The sequence below is a fragment of the Phytohabitans maris genome, assembly GCF_031085175.1.
In the GTDB taxonomy this organism is placed as follows: domain Bacteria; phylum Actinomycetota; class Actinomycetes; order Mycobacteriales; family Micromonosporaceae; genus Phytohabitans; species Phytohabitans maris.
Map to the genome: position 1 here is coordinate 207,534 of NZ_JAVHUY010000012.1, position 15,690 is coordinate 223,223.

Annotated in this window: 13 protein-coding genes; 8 read left to right on the top strand and 5 right to left on the bottom strand. The window is 72.4% G+C overall.

The genetic code is table 11. The annotated features are described in order from the left end of the window. Positions 1-4: 4 nt before the first annotated feature. On the bottom strand, positions 5-1,093 hold the full coding sequence (gene gcvT / locus RB614_RS15305; RefSeq protein ID WP_308713152.1) for a glycine cleavage system aminomethyltransferase GcvT: 1,089 nt from the start codon (positions 1,091-1,093) through the stop codon (positions 5-7). An 82-nt stretch (positions 1,094-1,175) separates the two neighbouring features. Here gcvT and RB614_RS15310 point away from each other — a divergent pair, with 82 nt between their 5' ends. After that, positions 1,176-2,735: a leucyl aminopeptidase gene (locus RB614_RS15310; protein ID WP_308713153.1), complete on the top strand. Its 1,560-nt coding sequence runs from the start codon at positions 1,176-1,178 to the stop codon at positions 2,733-2,735. 447 nt (positions 2,736-3,182) lie between these two features. On the opposite strand, the gene RB614_RS15315 is transcribed toward RB614_RS15310, so the two are convergent. Beyond that, the gene (locus RB614_RS15315) at positions 3,183-3,512 is read right to left on the bottom strand and encodes a hypothetical protein (RefSeq protein WP_308713154.1); all 330 of its coding nucleotides are present in this window, start codon (positions 3,510-3,512) and stop codon (positions 3,183-3,185) included. A gap of 218 nt (positions 3,513-3,730) precedes the next feature. Here RB614_RS15315 and lpdA point away from each other — a divergent pair, with 218 nt between their 5' ends. Genes lpdA through RB614_RS15330 form a run of 3 tightly spaced genes read left to right on the top strand, consistent with a single transcriptional unit; the run spans position 3,731 to position 7,908 of the window. Further along, positions 3,731-5,110 carry a dihydrolipoyl dehydrogenase gene (lpdA, locus tag RB614_RS15320; protein WP_308713155.1) on the top strand — a complete coding sequence of 460 codons (1,380 nt, stop codon included), beginning with the start codon at positions 3,731-3,733 and terminating at the stop codon, positions 5,108-5,110. 40 nt (positions 5,111-5,150) lie between these two features. Beyond that, positions 5,151-6,998, top strand: coding sequence for a 2-oxoglutarate dehydrogenase, E2 component, dihydrolipoamide succinyltransferase (sucB, locus tag RB614_RS15325; RefSeq protein WP_308713156.1), 1,848 nt, complete (start codon positions 5,151-5,153; stop codon positions 6,996-6,998). A gap of 7 nt (positions 6,999-7,005) precedes the next feature. After that, positions 7,006-7,908, top strand: a complete 903-nt coding sequence (locus tag RB614_RS15330) for a TIGR01777 family oxidoreductase (RefSeq protein WP_308713157.1) — start codon at positions 7,006-7,008, stop codon at positions 7,906-7,908. Here the strand turns inward: RB614_RS15330 and RB614_RS15335 are convergent. From RB614_RS15335 to RB614_RS15345, 3 genes are all read right to left on the bottom strand, one after another. Next, the gene (locus RB614_RS15335; RefSeq protein WP_308713158.1) at positions 7,850-8,836 is read right to left on the bottom strand and encodes an LLM class flavin-dependent oxidoreductase; all 987 of its coding nucleotides are present in this window, start codon (positions 8,834-8,836) and stop codon (positions 7,850-7,852) included. The two genes, RB614_RS15330 and RB614_RS15335, sit on opposite strands and share 59 nt — an antisense overlap. Before the next feature lie 30 nt (positions 8,837-8,866). After that, positions 8,867-9,259, bottom strand: coding sequence for an SCO5389 family protein (locus RB614_RS15340; protein WP_308713159.1), 393 nt, complete (start codon positions 9,257-9,259; stop codon positions 8,867-8,869). 170 nt (positions 9,260-9,429) lie between these two features. Next, positions 9,430-10,389 carry an ATP-binding protein gene (locus RB614_RS15345; RefSeq protein WP_308713160.1) on the bottom strand — a complete coding sequence of 320 codons (960 nt, stop codon included), beginning with the start codon at positions 10,387-10,389 and terminating at the stop codon, positions 9,430-9,432. Between the two features lie 109 nt (positions 10,390-10,498). Between RB614_RS15345 and RB614_RS15350 the strand changes: the two genes are divergently transcribed. From RB614_RS15350 to RB614_RS15365, 4 genes are all read left to right on the top strand, one after another. Beyond that, positions 10,499-12,280, top strand: coding sequence for a DUF6311 domain-containing protein (locus tag RB614_RS15350; protein ID WP_308713161.1), 1,782 nt, complete (start codon positions 10,499-10,501; stop codon positions 12,278-12,280). Positions 12,281-12,467: 187 nt separating this feature from the next. Continuing rightward, a complete protein-coding gene (gene lipB, locus RB614_RS15355) occupies positions 12,468-13,109 on the top strand; it encodes a lipoyl(octanoyl) transferase LipB (protein WP_308713162.1) in 642 nt (213 codons plus the stop codon). A 167-nt stretch (positions 13,110-13,276) separates the two neighbouring features. Beyond that, positions 13,277-13,723 carry a cupin domain-containing protein gene (locus tag RB614_RS15360; protein WP_308713163.1) on the top strand — a complete coding sequence of 149 codons (447 nt, stop codon included), beginning with the start codon at positions 13,277-13,279 and terminating at the stop codon, positions 13,721-13,723. A 287-nt stretch (positions 13,724-14,010) separates the two neighbouring features. Further along, the gene (locus RB614_RS15365) at positions 14,011-15,669 is read left to right on the top strand and encodes an IS1182 family transposase (RefSeq protein WP_308713164.1); all 1,659 of its coding nucleotides are present in this window, start codon (positions 14,011-14,013) and stop codon (positions 15,667-15,669) included. The last annotated feature ends 21 nt before the right edge of the window (positions 15,670-15,690 follow it).

The following is a 15,690-nucleotide window of genomic DNA, read 5'->3' on the forward strand; positions in this document are numbered from 1 at the left end:
GGCGCTAGCGCACCTGGGGTTTCACGAAGGGTGGCTTGACCACGCGCATCCGCGACCGGCGGCCGCGCACGTCCACCTCGACCTCGGCACCGTCGGCCAACCCGGCCGCCGTGTCGACGAGCGCGAGCCCGATGCCCAGCTTGCGGGTCGGCGAGAACGTGCCGCTGGTCACCTCGCCCACCTCGTCGTCGCCGGCCAGCACCCGCATGTGCGCGCGCGGGATGCCCCGGTCGAGCGCCTCCAGCCCGCGCAGCGTACGCCGCGGGCCGGCCGCCTTCTCCGCGAGCAGCGCCTGCCGCCCCCAGAACGCGGGCTTGTCCCAGCCCACCGCCCAGCCGACCCGGCCCTGCACCGGGGTGATCTCCGGGGTCAGGTCCTGCCCGTGCAGCGCGTACCCCATCTCGGTGCGCAGCGTGTCCCGGGCGCCGAGCCCGCACGGCCGCAGGTCCGGGGTGCCGGCGAAGAGCCGGTCCCACACCTCGACCGCCCGCCCGGCCGGTACGACCAGCTCGTACCCGTGCTCGCCGGTGTACCCGGTGCGGCACACCACCAGGTCGTCGACGGTGGCGAAGCTCATGTAGCCGTGGTCGGTGGGGAGCCCGAGCGCCGCGACCGCCTCGGTCGAGCGGGGGCCCTGCACGGCCAGCACCGCGTACCCCTCGTGCTCGTTGGTGACCGTGACCGACGGCGGCGCCGCGGCCTGGAGGCGGCGCACGACCTCGGCGGTGTTGGCCGCGTTCGGGATGAGGAAGACGTGGTCGTCGGCGTAGAGGTAGGCGATGATGTCGTCGATCGTGCCGCCGGTGGCCTCGTCGCAGCAGAGCGTGTACTGCGCCCGGCCCGGCCCGATCCGGCCCAGGTCGTTGGTGAGGCAGGAGTTGACGAAGTCGGCCGCGCCCGCCCCGGTCACCCGCGCCTTGCCCAGGTGGGAAACGTCGAAGACGCCGGCCGCCTCGCGCACCGCCGCGTGCTCGCGCAACACGCCGCCGCCCGCGTACTCCAGGGGCATGTCCCAGCCGCCGAACGCGGCGAACTTGGCCCCGAGCGCGGCGTGTCGCTCGTGCAGCGGCGACCGGTGTAGTGGCTGACTCATGGGTGGCAACTTACCCAAGGTTCACCGTGTGGTTAGCATCGGCGGGACACCAGCCAGCGTCGAGACCCGCCGGAGCCGCCGAGTGACCTCCCCCATCCCGACCCTGAGCCTGGTCGACACCGATCCGGCAGAGCTGGCGGTCGATGCCATCGTCATCGGCGTGCACAGCGTCAACGGAGACGTGGCCGACGCGGAGGGCGGCAGCCTCCTGCTGGCCAGCGGTGCGGAGAGCATCGTCGCGGCGTTCGACGGGCGGCTCACCGGCACGCTCGCGCTGCTCGGCGCCACCGGCGCGCCCGGTGAGGTGACCAAGCTGGCCACGCTCGGCACGATCACCGCGCCGGTCGTGGCGGCGGTCGGCCTCGGCCCGGAGCCGACCGGTGCCGCCCCGCCGCCGGAGACGCTGCGGCGGGCCAGCGGTGCCGCGGTCCGCGCGCTCGCCGGCGCCGGCACGGTCGCGCTGAGCCTGCCGCTCCCCGACGACGAGGACGCGCCCGCCGCACTCCGGGCGGTCGCCGAGGGCGCGCTGCTGGGGGCCTACCGCTTCACCGGGTACAAGACGAAGCCGCAGCCGGGCCGCCGGGCGCCGGTGAGCGCGGTGGTCGTGCACGTGCCCGACGCGGCCGAGGCGGCGGCGGGGGCGGAGGTGACCCGCGCCGCGGTGGTGACGCGGGCGGTCGCGCAGACCCGCGACTGGGTCAACACCCCGCCGAACGAGCTGCGCCCGCCCCAGTTCGCCGACGCGGTGGCCGCCGCCGGCCGAGCGGTCGGGCTCGAGGTCGAGGTGCTCGACGAGGAGGCGCTGCGCGAGGGCGGGTACGGCGGCATCCTCGCCGTCGGGCTGGGCTCGTCCGCGCCGCCCCGGCTGGTCCGGCTGTCGTACACCCCGCCGGCCTTCGACAAGCGGGTCGCGCTGGTGGGCAAGGGCATCACGTTCGACACCGGCGGCTTCTCCATCAAGCCGGCACAGGGCATGTGGGAGATGAAGTCCGACATGGCCGGCGCGGCCGCGGTCACCGCCGCGATGCTGGCGGTCGCCGCGCTCAGGCCCTCGGTGGCGGTCACCGCGTACGTGCCGATGGCGGAAAACATGGCCTCCGCGACCGCGTACCGCCCCGGTGACGTGGTGACGATGCGCAACGGCAAGCGGGTCGAGGTGCTCAACACCGACGCCGAGGGGCGCATGATCCTCGGCGACGCGATCGCCCGCGCCTGCGAAGACGGGTGCGACTACCTCTTCGAGACGTCGACGCTGACCGGCGGCCAGGTGGTGGCGCTGGGTAAGCGGGTGGCCGGGGTGATGGGCACGCTGGAGCTCTGCGACCGGGTGAAGGCGGCCGGCGAGCAGGTGGGCGAGCCGGCCTGGCCGATGCCGCTGCCCGAAGACGTGCGCAAGGGCATGGACTCCGACGTCGCCGACATCTCCCAGGTCAACGCCGGCATGGACCGGGCCGGGCACATGCTGCAGGGCGGCGTGTTCCTGCGCGAGTTCGTGGCCGACGACGTGCCGTGGGCGCACATCGACATCGCCGGCCCGAGCTACCACTCGGGCGAGCCGACCGGCTACTGGGCCAAGGGCGGCACCGGCGTACCGGTCCGCACGCTGCTCGCGCTCATCGACGACATCGCCGCGGCCGGCTGAAGGCCAAACCCAAACAGACCCGAGCTACCGCGGCGTCCGCCGTGGTCCGGACCGTTGCGCGGGGTCCCCGGGGAAACGTGGAGCGCAGCGGAGCGTTTTCTTGGGGTGCGTTCCCGCAGCCTCGCCCTCCGCGTTTGGCAATCTCACCCATCCCCGACCGAAGGCACCGATCGCGGCCCGCGAGGGTGGTCGGGGGCCGGGGCTGGCTCCGTAGCGCCCCTTGATCGGCGTCGAGGGCGGCTGGTTCCGCGCGGATCGTGGTACATCGGTGCCCGTCCAGGGGCAGTTAGGTACCACGATCTGCGCCCAGGGCTGGTCTCGGAGTGCCGATCATGGGAAAGAGTGCTCGGGGCGGTGATCATCGCGCGGAGGGCGGTCACGGGTTGGACCCCGCGCACGCGGTCCGCGACTGGGCACGGACCGGGGCAGGACTCTGCTGTGAAAGCCTCAGACGGTGCCGCCGGCCTTTTTGCGGCGCTCGTTGTAGTCGCGCATGCGCTGCGGATATCCGACCAGCGCGACGTCGTAGATCGGGATCGCCAGGCGGTGGGCAAACCGCCGCGCGCCCTCGGGGCCGTCGATGCGCCGCCGGGTCCACTCGCCGTCGTGGGCGATGAGGAGCACGGTCGTCTCGGTCACCGTGGTGCGGGGCTCGATGAACGCCTCGACGCCACGACGGGACCGGACAAACTCCTCAAGATGCTCCAGATCGGCACGATTCGCCCCGCGATGACCCGGCGCGCCGCCCGAATCCTTGCGCCGACGAAACCAGGCCACCGGCTCTCTCCTTCCGCACCGATCGACGAATGCGGCAAGCGTACGTCCCGCGGGCCACCGGCGTCCGGCCCGGCCAGCGCGGCCGGATCGAACGCGCAGGTGCCCGAGACGTGTCGTTGGGCACCTCGGTGGCGCGTGATGCCCGCTCAAGTGACAAGATGGCCGGGGGATTTCACAGCGTAGACCCGCGTAGCAACGATGCGACCTGGGAGTTGAATATGAGCGGCGAGACCTTCGACGTAGTGATTCTCGGAGGCGGCAGCGGCGGTTATGCCACAGCCCTGCGGGCCGCACAACTGGACCTATCGGTCGCTCTTATCGAAAAGGACAAGGTCGGCGGCACCTGCCTGCACCGCGGCTGTATCCCCACCAAGGCCCTCCTGCACGCCGGCGAGGTCGCCGACCAGACCCGGGAGTCCGACGCGTTCGGCATCAAGGCCGAGCTCATCGGCATCGACATGGCGGGTGTCAACGCGTACAAGGACGGCGTCGTCGCCAAGCTCTACAAGGGGCTCCAGGGCCTGATCAAGTCCGCCAAGATCACGTACGTGGAGGGCACCGGCCGCCTCGTCGCGCCGGACACGGTGGAGGTCGACGGCACCCGCTACATCGGTCGCCACGTCGTGCTGGCCACCGGGTCGTACTCGCGGACGCTCCCCGGCCTCGACCTGGACGGCCAGCGGGTCATCTCCAGCGAGCACGCGCTCACCCTCGACCGCGTCCCCACCTCGGCGATCGTGCTGGGCGGCGGCGTGATCGGCGTCGAGTTCGCCAGCGCGTGGCGTTCGCTCGGCAGTGACGTCACGATCGTCGAGGCGCTCCCCCGGCTGCTCGCCGCCGAGGACGAGGAGGCTTCGAAGGCCGTCGAGCGGGCATTCCGCAAGCGTGGTATCGGCTTCAAGACTGGCAAGCCCTTCGAAAAGGTCGAGTCGACCGAGGGAGGTGTCCGGGTGACGATCGCCGGCGGTGAGACGCTCGAGGCCGAGCTCCTGCTGGTCGCGGTCGGCCGCGGCCCGACGACGGCCGGCCTCGGCTACGAGGAGCAGGGCGTCACGATGGAGCGCGGCTTCGTCCTGACCGACGAGCGGCTGCGCACCAGCGTTCCCAACGTCTTCGCGGTCGGCGACATCGTGCCCGGCCTCCAGCTCGCGCACCGCGGCTTCCAGCAGGGCATCTTCGTGGCCGAGGAGATCGCGGGCAAAAACCCGGCGCCCATCGACGAGGCGGGCATCCCGCGGGTCACGTACTCGGACCCCGAGGTCGCCTCGATGGGCCTGACCGAGGCGAAGGCCAAGGAGAAGTACGGCGCCGACAAGGTGCAGGCGTACAACTACAACCTCGGCGGCAACGGCAAGAGCCAGATCCTGCGCACCCAGGGCTTCGTCAAGCTGGTCCGGGTGGCGGACGGCCCGGTGGTCGGGGTGCACATGGTCGGCGCCCGGGTCGGCGAGCTGATCGGCGAGGCGCAGCTCATCTACAACTGGGAGGCCTACCCGGCCGAGGTCGCCCAGCTCGTGCACGCACACCCGACGCAAAACGAGGCGCTCGGCGAGGCCCACCTCGCGCTCGCGGGCAAGCCGCTGCACGCACACGCCTGATTAGAGTTTTCCCGCGGAGCCTTTGAAGGAGTCTGGAAAGATGCCGGTATCCGTCCCCATGCCCCGCCTGGGCGAGAGCGTCACCGAGGGCACCATCACTCGCTGGCTGAAGCAGGAGGGCGACCGCGTCGAGGTCGACGAGCCGTTGCTCGAGGTCTCCACCGACAAGGTCGACACCGAGATCCCGTCGCCCGCCGCCGGCGTGCTGACCCGGATCGTCGTGCACGAGGACGAGACCGCCGAGGTCGGCGCCGAGCTTGCCGTCATCTCCGGCGACGACGAGGGCTCGGGTGCCGCGCCGACCGAGACCCCGCAGGAGACGCAGCAGCCGGAGGCCGCCGCGCCCGCTCCGCAGGAGGCCCCCGCCCAGCCTTCCCGGCAGGAGCCGGCTCCCGTGCAGGCCGTGGCCGCCCCGCCGGCGCAGCAGCCCACCGGCCAGGACGAGACGCCCGCCCAGCAGCAGGGTGGTGGCGAGCCCGGCGCGAGCGGCGGCACCACGGTCGTGAAGATGCCGGCGCTCGGCGAGAGCGTCACCGAGGGCACGGTGACCCGCTGGCTCAAGCAGGTCGGCGAAAACGTCGACCTCGACGAGCCGCTGCTGGAGGTCTCCACCGACAAGGTCGACACCGAGATCCCGTCGCCCGCCGGCGGCACGCTCCTGGAGATCAAGGTCCAGCAGGACGAGACCGCCGACGTCGGCGCCGACCTGGCCGTGATCGGCTCGGCTGGGGTCCCGGCCGAGGGCCACGCGACCGAGTCCGCCCCGCCGCCCGCCGTCGAGGCGGTCAAGGCGGAAGCCACGCCCACCCCCCAGCCCAAGCCCGCCCCGCAGCCGCAGGCGCAGCCCGCCCCGCCGGCCCCGACGCCCGCTCCGGCTCCGCAGGCCCAGCCGCAGCCGAGCGGCGTGGGCGCCCGCACCGCGCAGGCCAACGGTGGCGACACCGCGTACGTGACGCCGCTGGTCCGCAAGCTCGCCAGCGAGCACAAGGTCGACCTCGCCACGCTCAACGGCACCGGCGTCGGCGGCCGCATCCGCAAGCAGGACGTACTGGAGGCGGCGGAGAAGGCGAAGGCGGCCGCCGCGGCACCGGCACCCGCTCCGGCCCAGCCGGCGGCGCAGGCCGCGCCCGCTCCCGCGCCGGCCAAGGCCGAGCCGAGCCCGCTGCGTGGCCGCACCGAAAAGCTGACCCGCACCCGCATCTCCATCGCCAAGCGGATGTACGAGTCGCTCCAGTCCTCGGCGCAGCTCACCACCGTGGTCGAGGTCGACGTCACCAGGATCGCCCGGCTGCGGCAGCAGGCCAAGGGGACGTTCCAGCAGCAGCACGGCGTCAAGCTCTCGTTCCTGCCGTTCTTCGCGGTGGCGGCGGTCGAGGCGCTCCGGCGGTACCCGATCGTCAACGCCTCGATCGACCTCGACGGCGGCACGGTCACCTACCCGGAGGGCGAGCACCTGGGCATCGCGGTCGACACCGAGCGTGGCCTGCTCGTGCCGGTGATCCGGGACGCCGGCGACCTCAACCTCGCCGGCCTGGCCCGGCGCATCGCCGACCTGGCCGAGCGCACCCGCACCAACAAGATCAGCCCGGACGAGATCTCCGGCGCCACCTTCACGATCACCAACACCGGCAGCCGTGGCGCGCTCTTCGACACCCCGATCGTGCCGAAGCCGCAGTCCGCGATCCTCGGCACCGGCGCGGTGGTCAAACGGGCGGTCGTGGTCGACGACCCCGACCTCGGCGAGGTCATCACGCCCCGCTCGATGTGCTACCTCGCGCTGTCGTACGACCACCGGATCATCGACGGCGCCGACGCCGCCCGCTTCCTGAGCGCGGTGAAGGAGCGCCTGGAGGCCGGCCACTTCGAGCCCGACCTGGGTCTCGCCTGATCCGCCCATGCGGGTCGTGATCTCGGGGGCGTCCGGCTTCCTCGGGGGACGCCTGACCCGGTGGCTCACCGAAAACGGCCACCAGGTCACGCGGCTCGTGCGGCGGCCGGGCGCCGGCTCCGGCGAGATCCCCTGGGATCCGGCGGCCGGCACGCTCGACCCGGCCGCGCTCGCGCCGCACGACGCCGTGGTCAACCTCTCCGGCGCCAACATCGGCGACCGTCGCTGGACCGAGCACTACAAGCAGGTGCTGACCTCCAGCCGGGTCGACACCACCGGCACGCTCGCCCGCGCGCTGGCCGCGCTCCCCGCCGGTGAACGTCCCGGCACGCTGGTCAACGTCGGTGGCATCAACTGGTACGGCGACACCGGCGAGCACACCGTCGACGAGCAGTCCCCGCCCGGCACCGGCTTCCTCGCCGACCTCTGCAAGGTCTGGGAGGCGGCCACCGCCCCGGCCGAGGAGGCGGGGGTGCGGGTCGTGCGGCTGCGCAGCGGCACTCCCCTGCACCGCGACGGCGGCTACCTCAAGCCGCAGATGCTCCCGTTTCGACTGGGGGTCGGCGGCAAGCTGGGCAACGGCCGGCAGTGGATGCCGTGGGTCTCGATGGTCGACTGGCTGCGGGGCGTGACGTTCCTGCTGGAGCACGCCGACATCGCCGGCCCGGTCAACCTGGTCTCCCCGCGGTCCGTGCGCAACGCCGAGTTCACCAAGGAGTTCGGGGCGGCGCTGCACCGGCCGGTGGTGATGCCGATCCCGGCGTTCGCGCTGCGGGTGGCGCTCGGCGGTCTGAGCACCGAGGCGCTGGCGAGCGTCCGGGCCCGGCCGGGCGTACTGCTGGAGGCCGGCTTCACGTTCCGGCAGCCGGGCGTACGAGAGGCGCTCGAGGCGGCGTTGCACGACCGCTGACCCCCGCGCCGCCTGGTGGGCCAGCGGCCAGCAGGGGCAGCACCTCCACGCCCAGTGCCGCGATCAGCTCCAGCGTGGCCGTGCGGTCGCCGGCCGCCTCCACCATCAGCAGCACCCGGGACGCGCCGGTGGCCAGCAGCCCTTCGGCGACCTCCGCCGGCGGGCCGATCGGGCTGGTCCGGATCAGGTGCTCGGCGTACCCGTCGGTGTCGCGGGGTGGCCCGCCGTCGAGCCGCACGTACCCGCGGGTGGTGGCCAGCCACGGCCGCAACGTGCGGCGGAGCCGGACCTCCGCGGCGGGCCGGCTCTCCCCCAGCGCCACCAGCCGCGCGACCGCGTGCTCCACATCGGACGGCCCGTACCGGTCGAGCAGCGGGACCGGGTCGTCGTGCACGCCGAGCAGCAGCGGCAGCCCGCGCGCGGCCGCGAGGTCTACGGTGGACGGTGAGGTGGCGGCGACCCACACCGGCAGCGGCCGGGGCGGCCGGGGCACCACGGCCACCTCGCGAAACCCGAAGTGCCGCCCGGCGGCGCCCACGGTCGGGCGGCCGGAGACCCAGTCGAGCAGCAGGTCGAGCGACTCGGCGAAGCCCCGCTCGTAGCGGTCCAGCCCGGTGCCGAAGACCTCCAGGTCGACCCAGGGGCCGCCGCGCCCCACGCCGAGCTTGAAGCGCCCGCCGGACGCCTCGTCCAGCAGCACCGCCTCCTCGCCGAGCGCGACCGGGTGCCGGTTGGAGAGCACGCACGCGGCGGTGCCCACGGTGAGCCGGCCGGTGCGGCCCAGGATCACGCCGGCCAGCGCGGTGGCGGAGGGGCAGCGCCCGTACTCGATGAAGTGGTGCTCGGCGAGCCAGACCCCGGCGAACCCGGCGGCCTCCGCGGCGACCGCGTACTCCACGGTCGCCGCGGTGCCATGCGCGCTGAGCAAAAATAAATCGGCGATCACACTGTAGGTGCGCTAGCAGTCGCGGAGTTCAGGCGACTGGTTGCGGATCTGGGCCACCGGCGAGATGAAGTCCTGGTACGTCTCGCCGCCGACCGCGGACAGCTTGAACGCGGCCACCCGGTGGCAGTTCTGGAACGCCAGCTTCACGCCGAAGTGCCGCTCCAGACCGCCCCGGATCGCGTCGCTGGCGAGCGCCCGCAGCAGCTGGCCACGCTCCTTTTCGCTCGGCGGCGGGACGGCGTGGTCGGCAAACTCGGCGGTCGTCTCGGCCGAGCGGGCGGCGACGTCGGAGACGACCGCCCACGCGTACGGCAGCGACTCGCGCACGCACGCGACGAACTCGGCGTCGTCGACCTGGCCGCTCTCGGCGCGCTCCAGCAGGGCGGCGGGTACGTCGAGGGACATTCTTTCTCCTTACTGTCCTGGGCGGGACGCCCGCTTCGCGGGCGGCACCGCCGCAACTGTCCTGAGCGGGGGACGCCCGCTTTGCGGGCGGCGTCGCGTCCTTTTCACGGGCGGACGCCGCGACTGTCCTTGGCGGTGTCGCCCACATGGGTGGGCGGCGCCGCCGGAGCTCAGTGGACCAGCGTTTCTGGCCCGAGCACGAAGTCCGGATCGACCTGGTCGGCGAGGTCCTCGCCCACCTTGTCGTTGGCCCAGGCGGTCGCGTTGCGCAGGTGAAACTCCACCGCCTGCCGGGTGTAGGTGGCCCACTCCTTCCGACAAGCATCGACGGCTTTACGCATCGTGTCCAGAGCGTCACGGTTAGCGCTCTCCAGGGCGGAGAGCGGTCGCGGCCGGCCCCGCTCCGCCGCCTTCATGTACGCCGAGCGCCCCACCCAGGTCAGCAGGTCGCCGCCGACGTGCTCGCGCAGGAAGTCCACATCGGACTCGTCGTCGACCTTGTTGCCCACCACGTGGACCCGAACGCCGAAGTCCCGCGCGTAGCCCACGTACTGCCGGTAGACGCCCACGCTGCGCAGCGTCGGCTCGCACACCAGGAACGTGGCGTCGAAGCGGGTGAAGAGCCCGGAGGCGAACGAGTCGGCGCCGGCCGTCATGTCCACCACGACGTACTCCCCCGGGCCGTCGACCAGGTGGTTGAGCAGCAGCTCGACCGCGCCGACCTTGGAGTGGTAGCAGGCGACGCCCAGGTCCTCCGTCGCGAACGGCCCGGTCACCGCGAGCCGGATGCCACCCACCTCGCGGACCAGCGCGTCGTAGATCGGGTTGGCCCCGGTGATCGACAGCAACCGCGAGCCGGGCCCGGGCGGCGTGGTCTTGACCATGGCCGCGGCCGACGAGATCCGGGGGTTGCTCCCGCGCAGGTACTCCTTGATCTCGGTCAGGTGGTCGCCGAGCGCGGGCAGCAGCACCGCCTCGTCCTCGGCGGCACCGAGCGCGGCGGCGAGGTGTTGGTTGATATCCGCGTCGATGGCGAGCAGCGGCGCGCCGCCGCCGGCCAGATGGCGGGCGAAGAGGGCGGCCAGCGTGGTCTTGCCACTGCCGCCCTTTCCGACAAGGGCGATTTTCACGGTACGGGGCTCCTTGGGCTCTCTTTCTGTTGGTCGTATTGGATGTCATTTCCAATAGCAGCGCAAGCACTTTCGGGCGTGTCGTCCCGGATTGATAAGGTGGCGGGCCGTGACCCTGACCGAGCCCGTGGCCGCGCCCGCCGACCCGCCGGCCCCCTCGCGCCGCCGGCCAGACCTCGTCGTCGCCGCGCTCGCGCTGGGGCTCGCCGTGCTGGTCACCGCCGGCCTCTGGGCCGACCCCGACCACCGCACCATCAAGGTCAACTCCAGTGACCAGGCGCTCTTCGAGTGGCTCCTGGCGTACGGCGCGCACGCGCTCACCCACGCCGAAAACCCGCTCTTCACCCACCTGATGAACGTCCCCGACGGGGTGAACCTCGCGGTCAACACCTCGATCACGGTGTACGCGATCGTCTTCGCCCCGCTCACGCTGCTGGCCGGGCCGCAGTGGTCGTTCGTGGTGATCCTCACGCTCAACCTGGCCGCGACGGCGTTCGCCTGGTACCTGCTGCTCTCCCGCGTCTTCCGCCTGCCGGTGCTCGCCTCGGCGGTCGGCGGCCTCTTCTGCGGCTTCGCGCCCGGCATGGTCTCGCACGCCAACGCCCACCTCAACTGGACCGCCGGCTGGCTGGTACCGCTGCTGGTGTGGCGGGTGTTCGCGCTGCGCGAGCCGGGCCGCTGGCGGCGCAACGGGCTGATCCTCGGCGTACTCGTGGCGGTCGCGTTCTCCATCGCGGCCGAGGGGCTCTTCTTCACCGCGCTGGCGTGCGCGGTGTTCCTCGGCGTGTGGGCGTTCGCCCAGCGTGCCGAGGCCCGCGCCGCGCTGCCGTCGTTCGTGCGCGGGCTGGCGCTCACCGGCGGCGTGGCGCTCGTGCTGCTCTCGTACCCGTTGTGGCTGCACTTCCTCGGCCCGCAGCGCTTCCACGGCACCGGCTTCGACCCGAACGTGCACAACGAGGACCTGGCCGCGTTCGCCGCGTTTCCGGAGCGCTCGCTGGCCGGGGCGGCCGGGCTGGAGACGGGTCTCGCGCCCAACCCCACCGAGGAGAACTCGTTCTTCGGCCTCCCGCTGCTCGCGCTCACGGTCGCCTGCTTCGTGCTGCTGTGGCGCCGCGCGGACGCCGGCCGCCGGGCGGTGCTGCGGGCGCTCGCGGTCACGGCCGGCGTGTTCTTCGTGCTGTCGCTGGGGCCGGAGCTCAAGGTCGACGAGCGGCTGACCGGCATCCCCCTGCCGTACGGCATGCTCGGCGGCCTGCCGATCTTCAACGCCGCGCTGCCGGCCCGGCTCGCGCTCGTGCTGACCCCGCTGCTCGGCGTGCTGCTCGCGTACGCCCTGGCCGCCTTGGGCCGGCGCCCGGCGCCGGCCTGGTGGGGCGCGTTCGCCGTCGCGCTGTTGCCGCTCGTGCCGGTGCCGCTGCACACCTCCGAGTACGAGCCGATCCCGCGCTTCATCACCGCCGGCACCTGGCGCGAGTACGTCCACGACGGCGGTGTCCTGGCCCCGGTCCCGCCCACCTCCGACGTGCTGCCGGACGGGCAACGCTGGCAGACGTACGCGCTGGCGCACGGGCAGGGCGAGTTTCGCATCCCGGCCGGCTTCTTCCTCGGCCCCGGCGGCCCGGACGGCAAGGGCCGGATCGGACCGGTCCCCCGCCCCTCGGCCGACCTGCTCTTCGAGGTGGCCCGCACCGGCGTCGTACCGCCGATCACCGAGGCGGACCGGGCGGCCGCGCGCGAAGACCTGCGCTACTGGGGCGCGGAGGCCGTGGTGCTGGCCGACCGGGTGCACGGAGCGAAGTTTCCGGCGCACCCGGAAGCCCTGCTGCGCGCGACGACCGAGCTGCTCGGCCCGCCGCAACGGGTCGACGACGTGTGGCTCTGGCGCGTCTGACCGCCCCCACGGATCCGAACTCCTGTGCGAAACACCTCCACGGGAGGCCCGACCGCTCCTGCGGCGGCGGGCGGACGAGCTCAAGGCATACCGCTTCCACTGGGAGTTGGATCAGGAGGCCGCCTGAGCGGCGACGTGAGCAGCGACACGCGGTGATCGGGCCCCTACCCGGGTTTAGGCTGGTGGCGTGACTAGCGCACTCACCGGGCTGCGGCACCGGACTCTCGGCCGCATCGACTACCTGGCGGCGTGGGACGAGCAGCGGCGGCTGCACGAGGCCGTCGTGGCCGGCACGGAGCCCGACACCGTGCTCCTGCTCGAGCACCCCAGCGTCTACACGGCCGGCAAGCGCACCGAGCCCTTCGACCGCCCGATGGACGGCACACCGGTCATCGACGTCGACCGGGGCGGCAAGATCACCTGGCACGGTCCGGGGCAGGTGGTCGGCTACCCGATCCTCCGGCTGCCAGACCCGATCGACGTCGTGGCGTACGTGCGCCGCACCGAGCAGCTGCTCATCGACGTGTGCGCCGAGTTCGGCCTGGCCACGACGCGGATCGAGGGCCGCAGCGGAGCCTGGGTGCCGGCCGACGACCGCGGCCCCGACCGCAAGGTCGGCGCGATCGGCATCCGCGTCTCGCAGGGCGTCACCCAGCACGGCTTCGCGCTCAACTGCGACTGCGACCTGTCCGTCTTCGACCGCATCGTCCCGTGTGGCATCAGCGACGCGGGCGTGAGTTCATTGAGCGCGGAGCTCGGCCGCCAGATCACCGTCGCCGACGTGCTCCCCGTGGTCGAGCGCCACCTGGGCACGCTGCTCGCCCAGTAGGCAAGCCGGCGTCGACACGGGACCGGACCTTTCATGAGCACGCACCGGCCGACCAGCGAGCCGGCGCCGGCGCGAGACCAGGACCGCATGGGCATGTGCGGGCCGGCAGCGACACGGGTCTGGGCCTTCGTGAGCACGCACCGGCCGCGGCACGGGGCGGTGGGTTCATGAGCGTGCACGGCGTGGTGGTGCGGCCCGGCGAAGGGCGCACCCTCGCGTACGCGGGACAGCCGATGCGGGTGCTCGCCGAGGCGCAGGGCTTCGCGGTCGTGGAGATGACCGTGCCGCCGCGCTTCGCCGGGCCGGTGCCGCACCGGCACCACGGCTTCGACGAGGGCATCCACGTGCTCAGCGGCACCCTCCTGGTGACCTACGGCACCGACGACCCGATCGAGGCGCCGGCCGGCTCGTTCTGCCTGGCGCCGCGTGGCGTGCGTCACACGTTCGCCAACCCGAGCGACGAGCCGGCCCAGGTGCTCGGCGTGTGGTCACCCGGGCCGGCCGGCCTCGCGTTCATGGCCGACGTCGGCGCTGCCATCCCGCCCGGCGGCGCACCCGACCCGGCCGTGGTCGCCGCCGTCTACGCCGCCCACGACAGCGACCTCCTGCCCTAGACGATCCATCCGGGGCCGACCGGCGGCTCCGGGTGGCTCCGAATCCCGGTCCTGCCGTCGTGGTCGGGGTAAGCGCGCTGACACGACCGCTGGTCACGGTTCGCTCGGACCCCGGTCGACCGCGAACCTGCCTTGCCGCCGCCGATCGGGTCTTCGAATCAGATCGTGGTACCTGGCTGCCCCGATAGGACTCTGCTGGCGAATTTGTGGCGTGTCTGCGGGTGCTGGTCTTGGTGCTGGTCCAGGATTGCGGGTCTGGTCTGGTGTCGATTGTGGATGGTGGCGTGGTGTCGCTGCGGCCTGGTGAGGATCGTGGGGTTCCGGAGCAGACCGCGCGGCTGGCTCGGGCTGCGTTCCGGCGGGGGAATGTGTACCTGCGGATGCGTGATGAGCTGCGGGTTCGTTTTGATGATCGCGAGTTTGGGGAGTTGTTCGCGGTGCGGGGTCGGCCCGGGCTGTCGCCGGCGCGGCTGGCGTTGGTGTCGGTGTTGCAGTTCATGGAGAACCTGACCGATCGGCAGGCTGCTGACATGGTCCGGGGCCGGATCGACTGGAAGTACCTGCTCGGTCTGGAGTTGGACGATGCCGGGTTCGACGCCTCGGTGTTGAGTGAGTTCCGGTCCCGGCTGGTCGATGCGGACGCCGCCGAACGGTTGATCTTCGATCGGGTGTTGGGCATCCTGCGCGAGGCGGGCATGTTGGGCGGGGCCCGTCGTCAGCGCAGCGACTCGACGCATGTGCTGGCCGCGGTCCGGTCGTTGAACCGCCTGGAACTGGTTGGTGAGACGCTGCGGGCGGCGTTGGAGGCCCTCGCGGGGGTGGCCGGGCCGTGGTTGGCGGGCTGGGTGCCGACCGATTGGTATGAGCGGTACGGGCCCCGGATCGACCAGTGGCGGCTACCCAAGAGCGAGACCGAACGTGTCACCCTCACACAAACCATCGCCGAGGATGGATACACGCTGGCCGGAGCGTTGTCCCGGCCGGACGCGCCTGCCTGGGCGGCGGAACTGTCGGCCGTGCAGACCCTACGGACCGTGTGGATCCAGCAGTTCTACCGCGACGAGCGCGGGGCGCGGCTGCGTGAGCCGAAGGAGGACGGGTTAGCCCCCGCCGCCGACAGGATCGTCTCTGCGTATGACACCGACGCCCGGTACGGGATGAAACGCGGGCACGGTTGGGAGGGTTACAAGGTCCACCTCTGCGAGACCTGCACCGACGACCACCCGCACCTGATCACCGCCGTGCTGACCACCGCCGCCACCGTCTGCGACGTGCAGGTCACCGACCAGATCCACCAAGCCCAGGCGGCCCGGGACCTGACCCCGGACGAACATCTGGTCGACGCCGGCTACATCGACGCCGAACTACTCATCACCGCCCGCCGTAACCACGGCATCACCCTGACCGGCCCGGTCCTGCCCGACGCCTCCTGGCAAGCCCACACCGACGGCGGCCACACCCTGCCCACCTTCACCATCGACTGGGACCAGCAGCAGGCCACCTGCCCAGCCGGCGCCACCAGCATCAGCTGGAAACAACACCCCAGCCAACCCGGCAAGACCACCGTGCTGTTCTCCCGCACCGACTGCATGCCCTGCCCCGACCGGCCCAAATGCACCCGCAACACCTCAGGGGCGCGCAGCATCAGCCTCGCCCCCCGCGAACAACAACAAGCCCTCACCCAAGCCCGCACCGACCAACAAACCACCACCTGGCAGCGCCGCTACGCCACCCGCGCCGGCGTCGAAGGCACCATCTCCCAAGCCGTCCGCGCCTACCGACTACGCCGAACCCGCTACACCGGACAACCCAAAACCCACCTAAACAGCCTCCTCACCGCCACCGCCATCAACATCGCCCGCGCCGACGCCTGGATCACCGGCCACCCACTCCACCCAACCCGCCACAGCCGCTTCGCCCAACTCCAATACGACCTCGCCGCCTAACACCAATTCGCCAGCAGAGTC

Coding starts and splice junctions, on each gene's coding strand:
- gcvT (WP_308713152.1), bottom strand. CDS start 1,093: ATGAGTCAGCCACTACACCGGTCGCCGCTGCACGAGCGACACGCCGCG.
- lpdA (WP_308713155.1), top strand. CDS start 3,731: ATGAGCGGCGAGACCTTCGACGTAGTGATTCTCGGAGGCGGCAGCGGC.
- sucB (WP_308713156.1), top strand. CDS start 5,151: ATGCCGGTATCCGTCCCCATGCCCCGCCTGGGCGAGAGCGTCACCGAG.
- RB614_RS15330 (WP_308713157.1), top strand. CDS start 7,006: ATGCGGGTCGTGATCTCGGGGGCGTCCGGCTTCCTCGGGGGACGCCTG.
- RB614_RS15340 (WP_308713159.1), bottom strand. CDS start 9,259: ATGTCCCTCGACGTACCCGCCGCCCTGCTGGAGCGCGCCGAGAGCGGC.
- RB614_RS15360 (WP_308713163.1), top strand. CDS start 13,277: ATGAGCGTGCACGGCGTGGTGGTGCGGCCCGGCGAAGGGCGCACCCTC.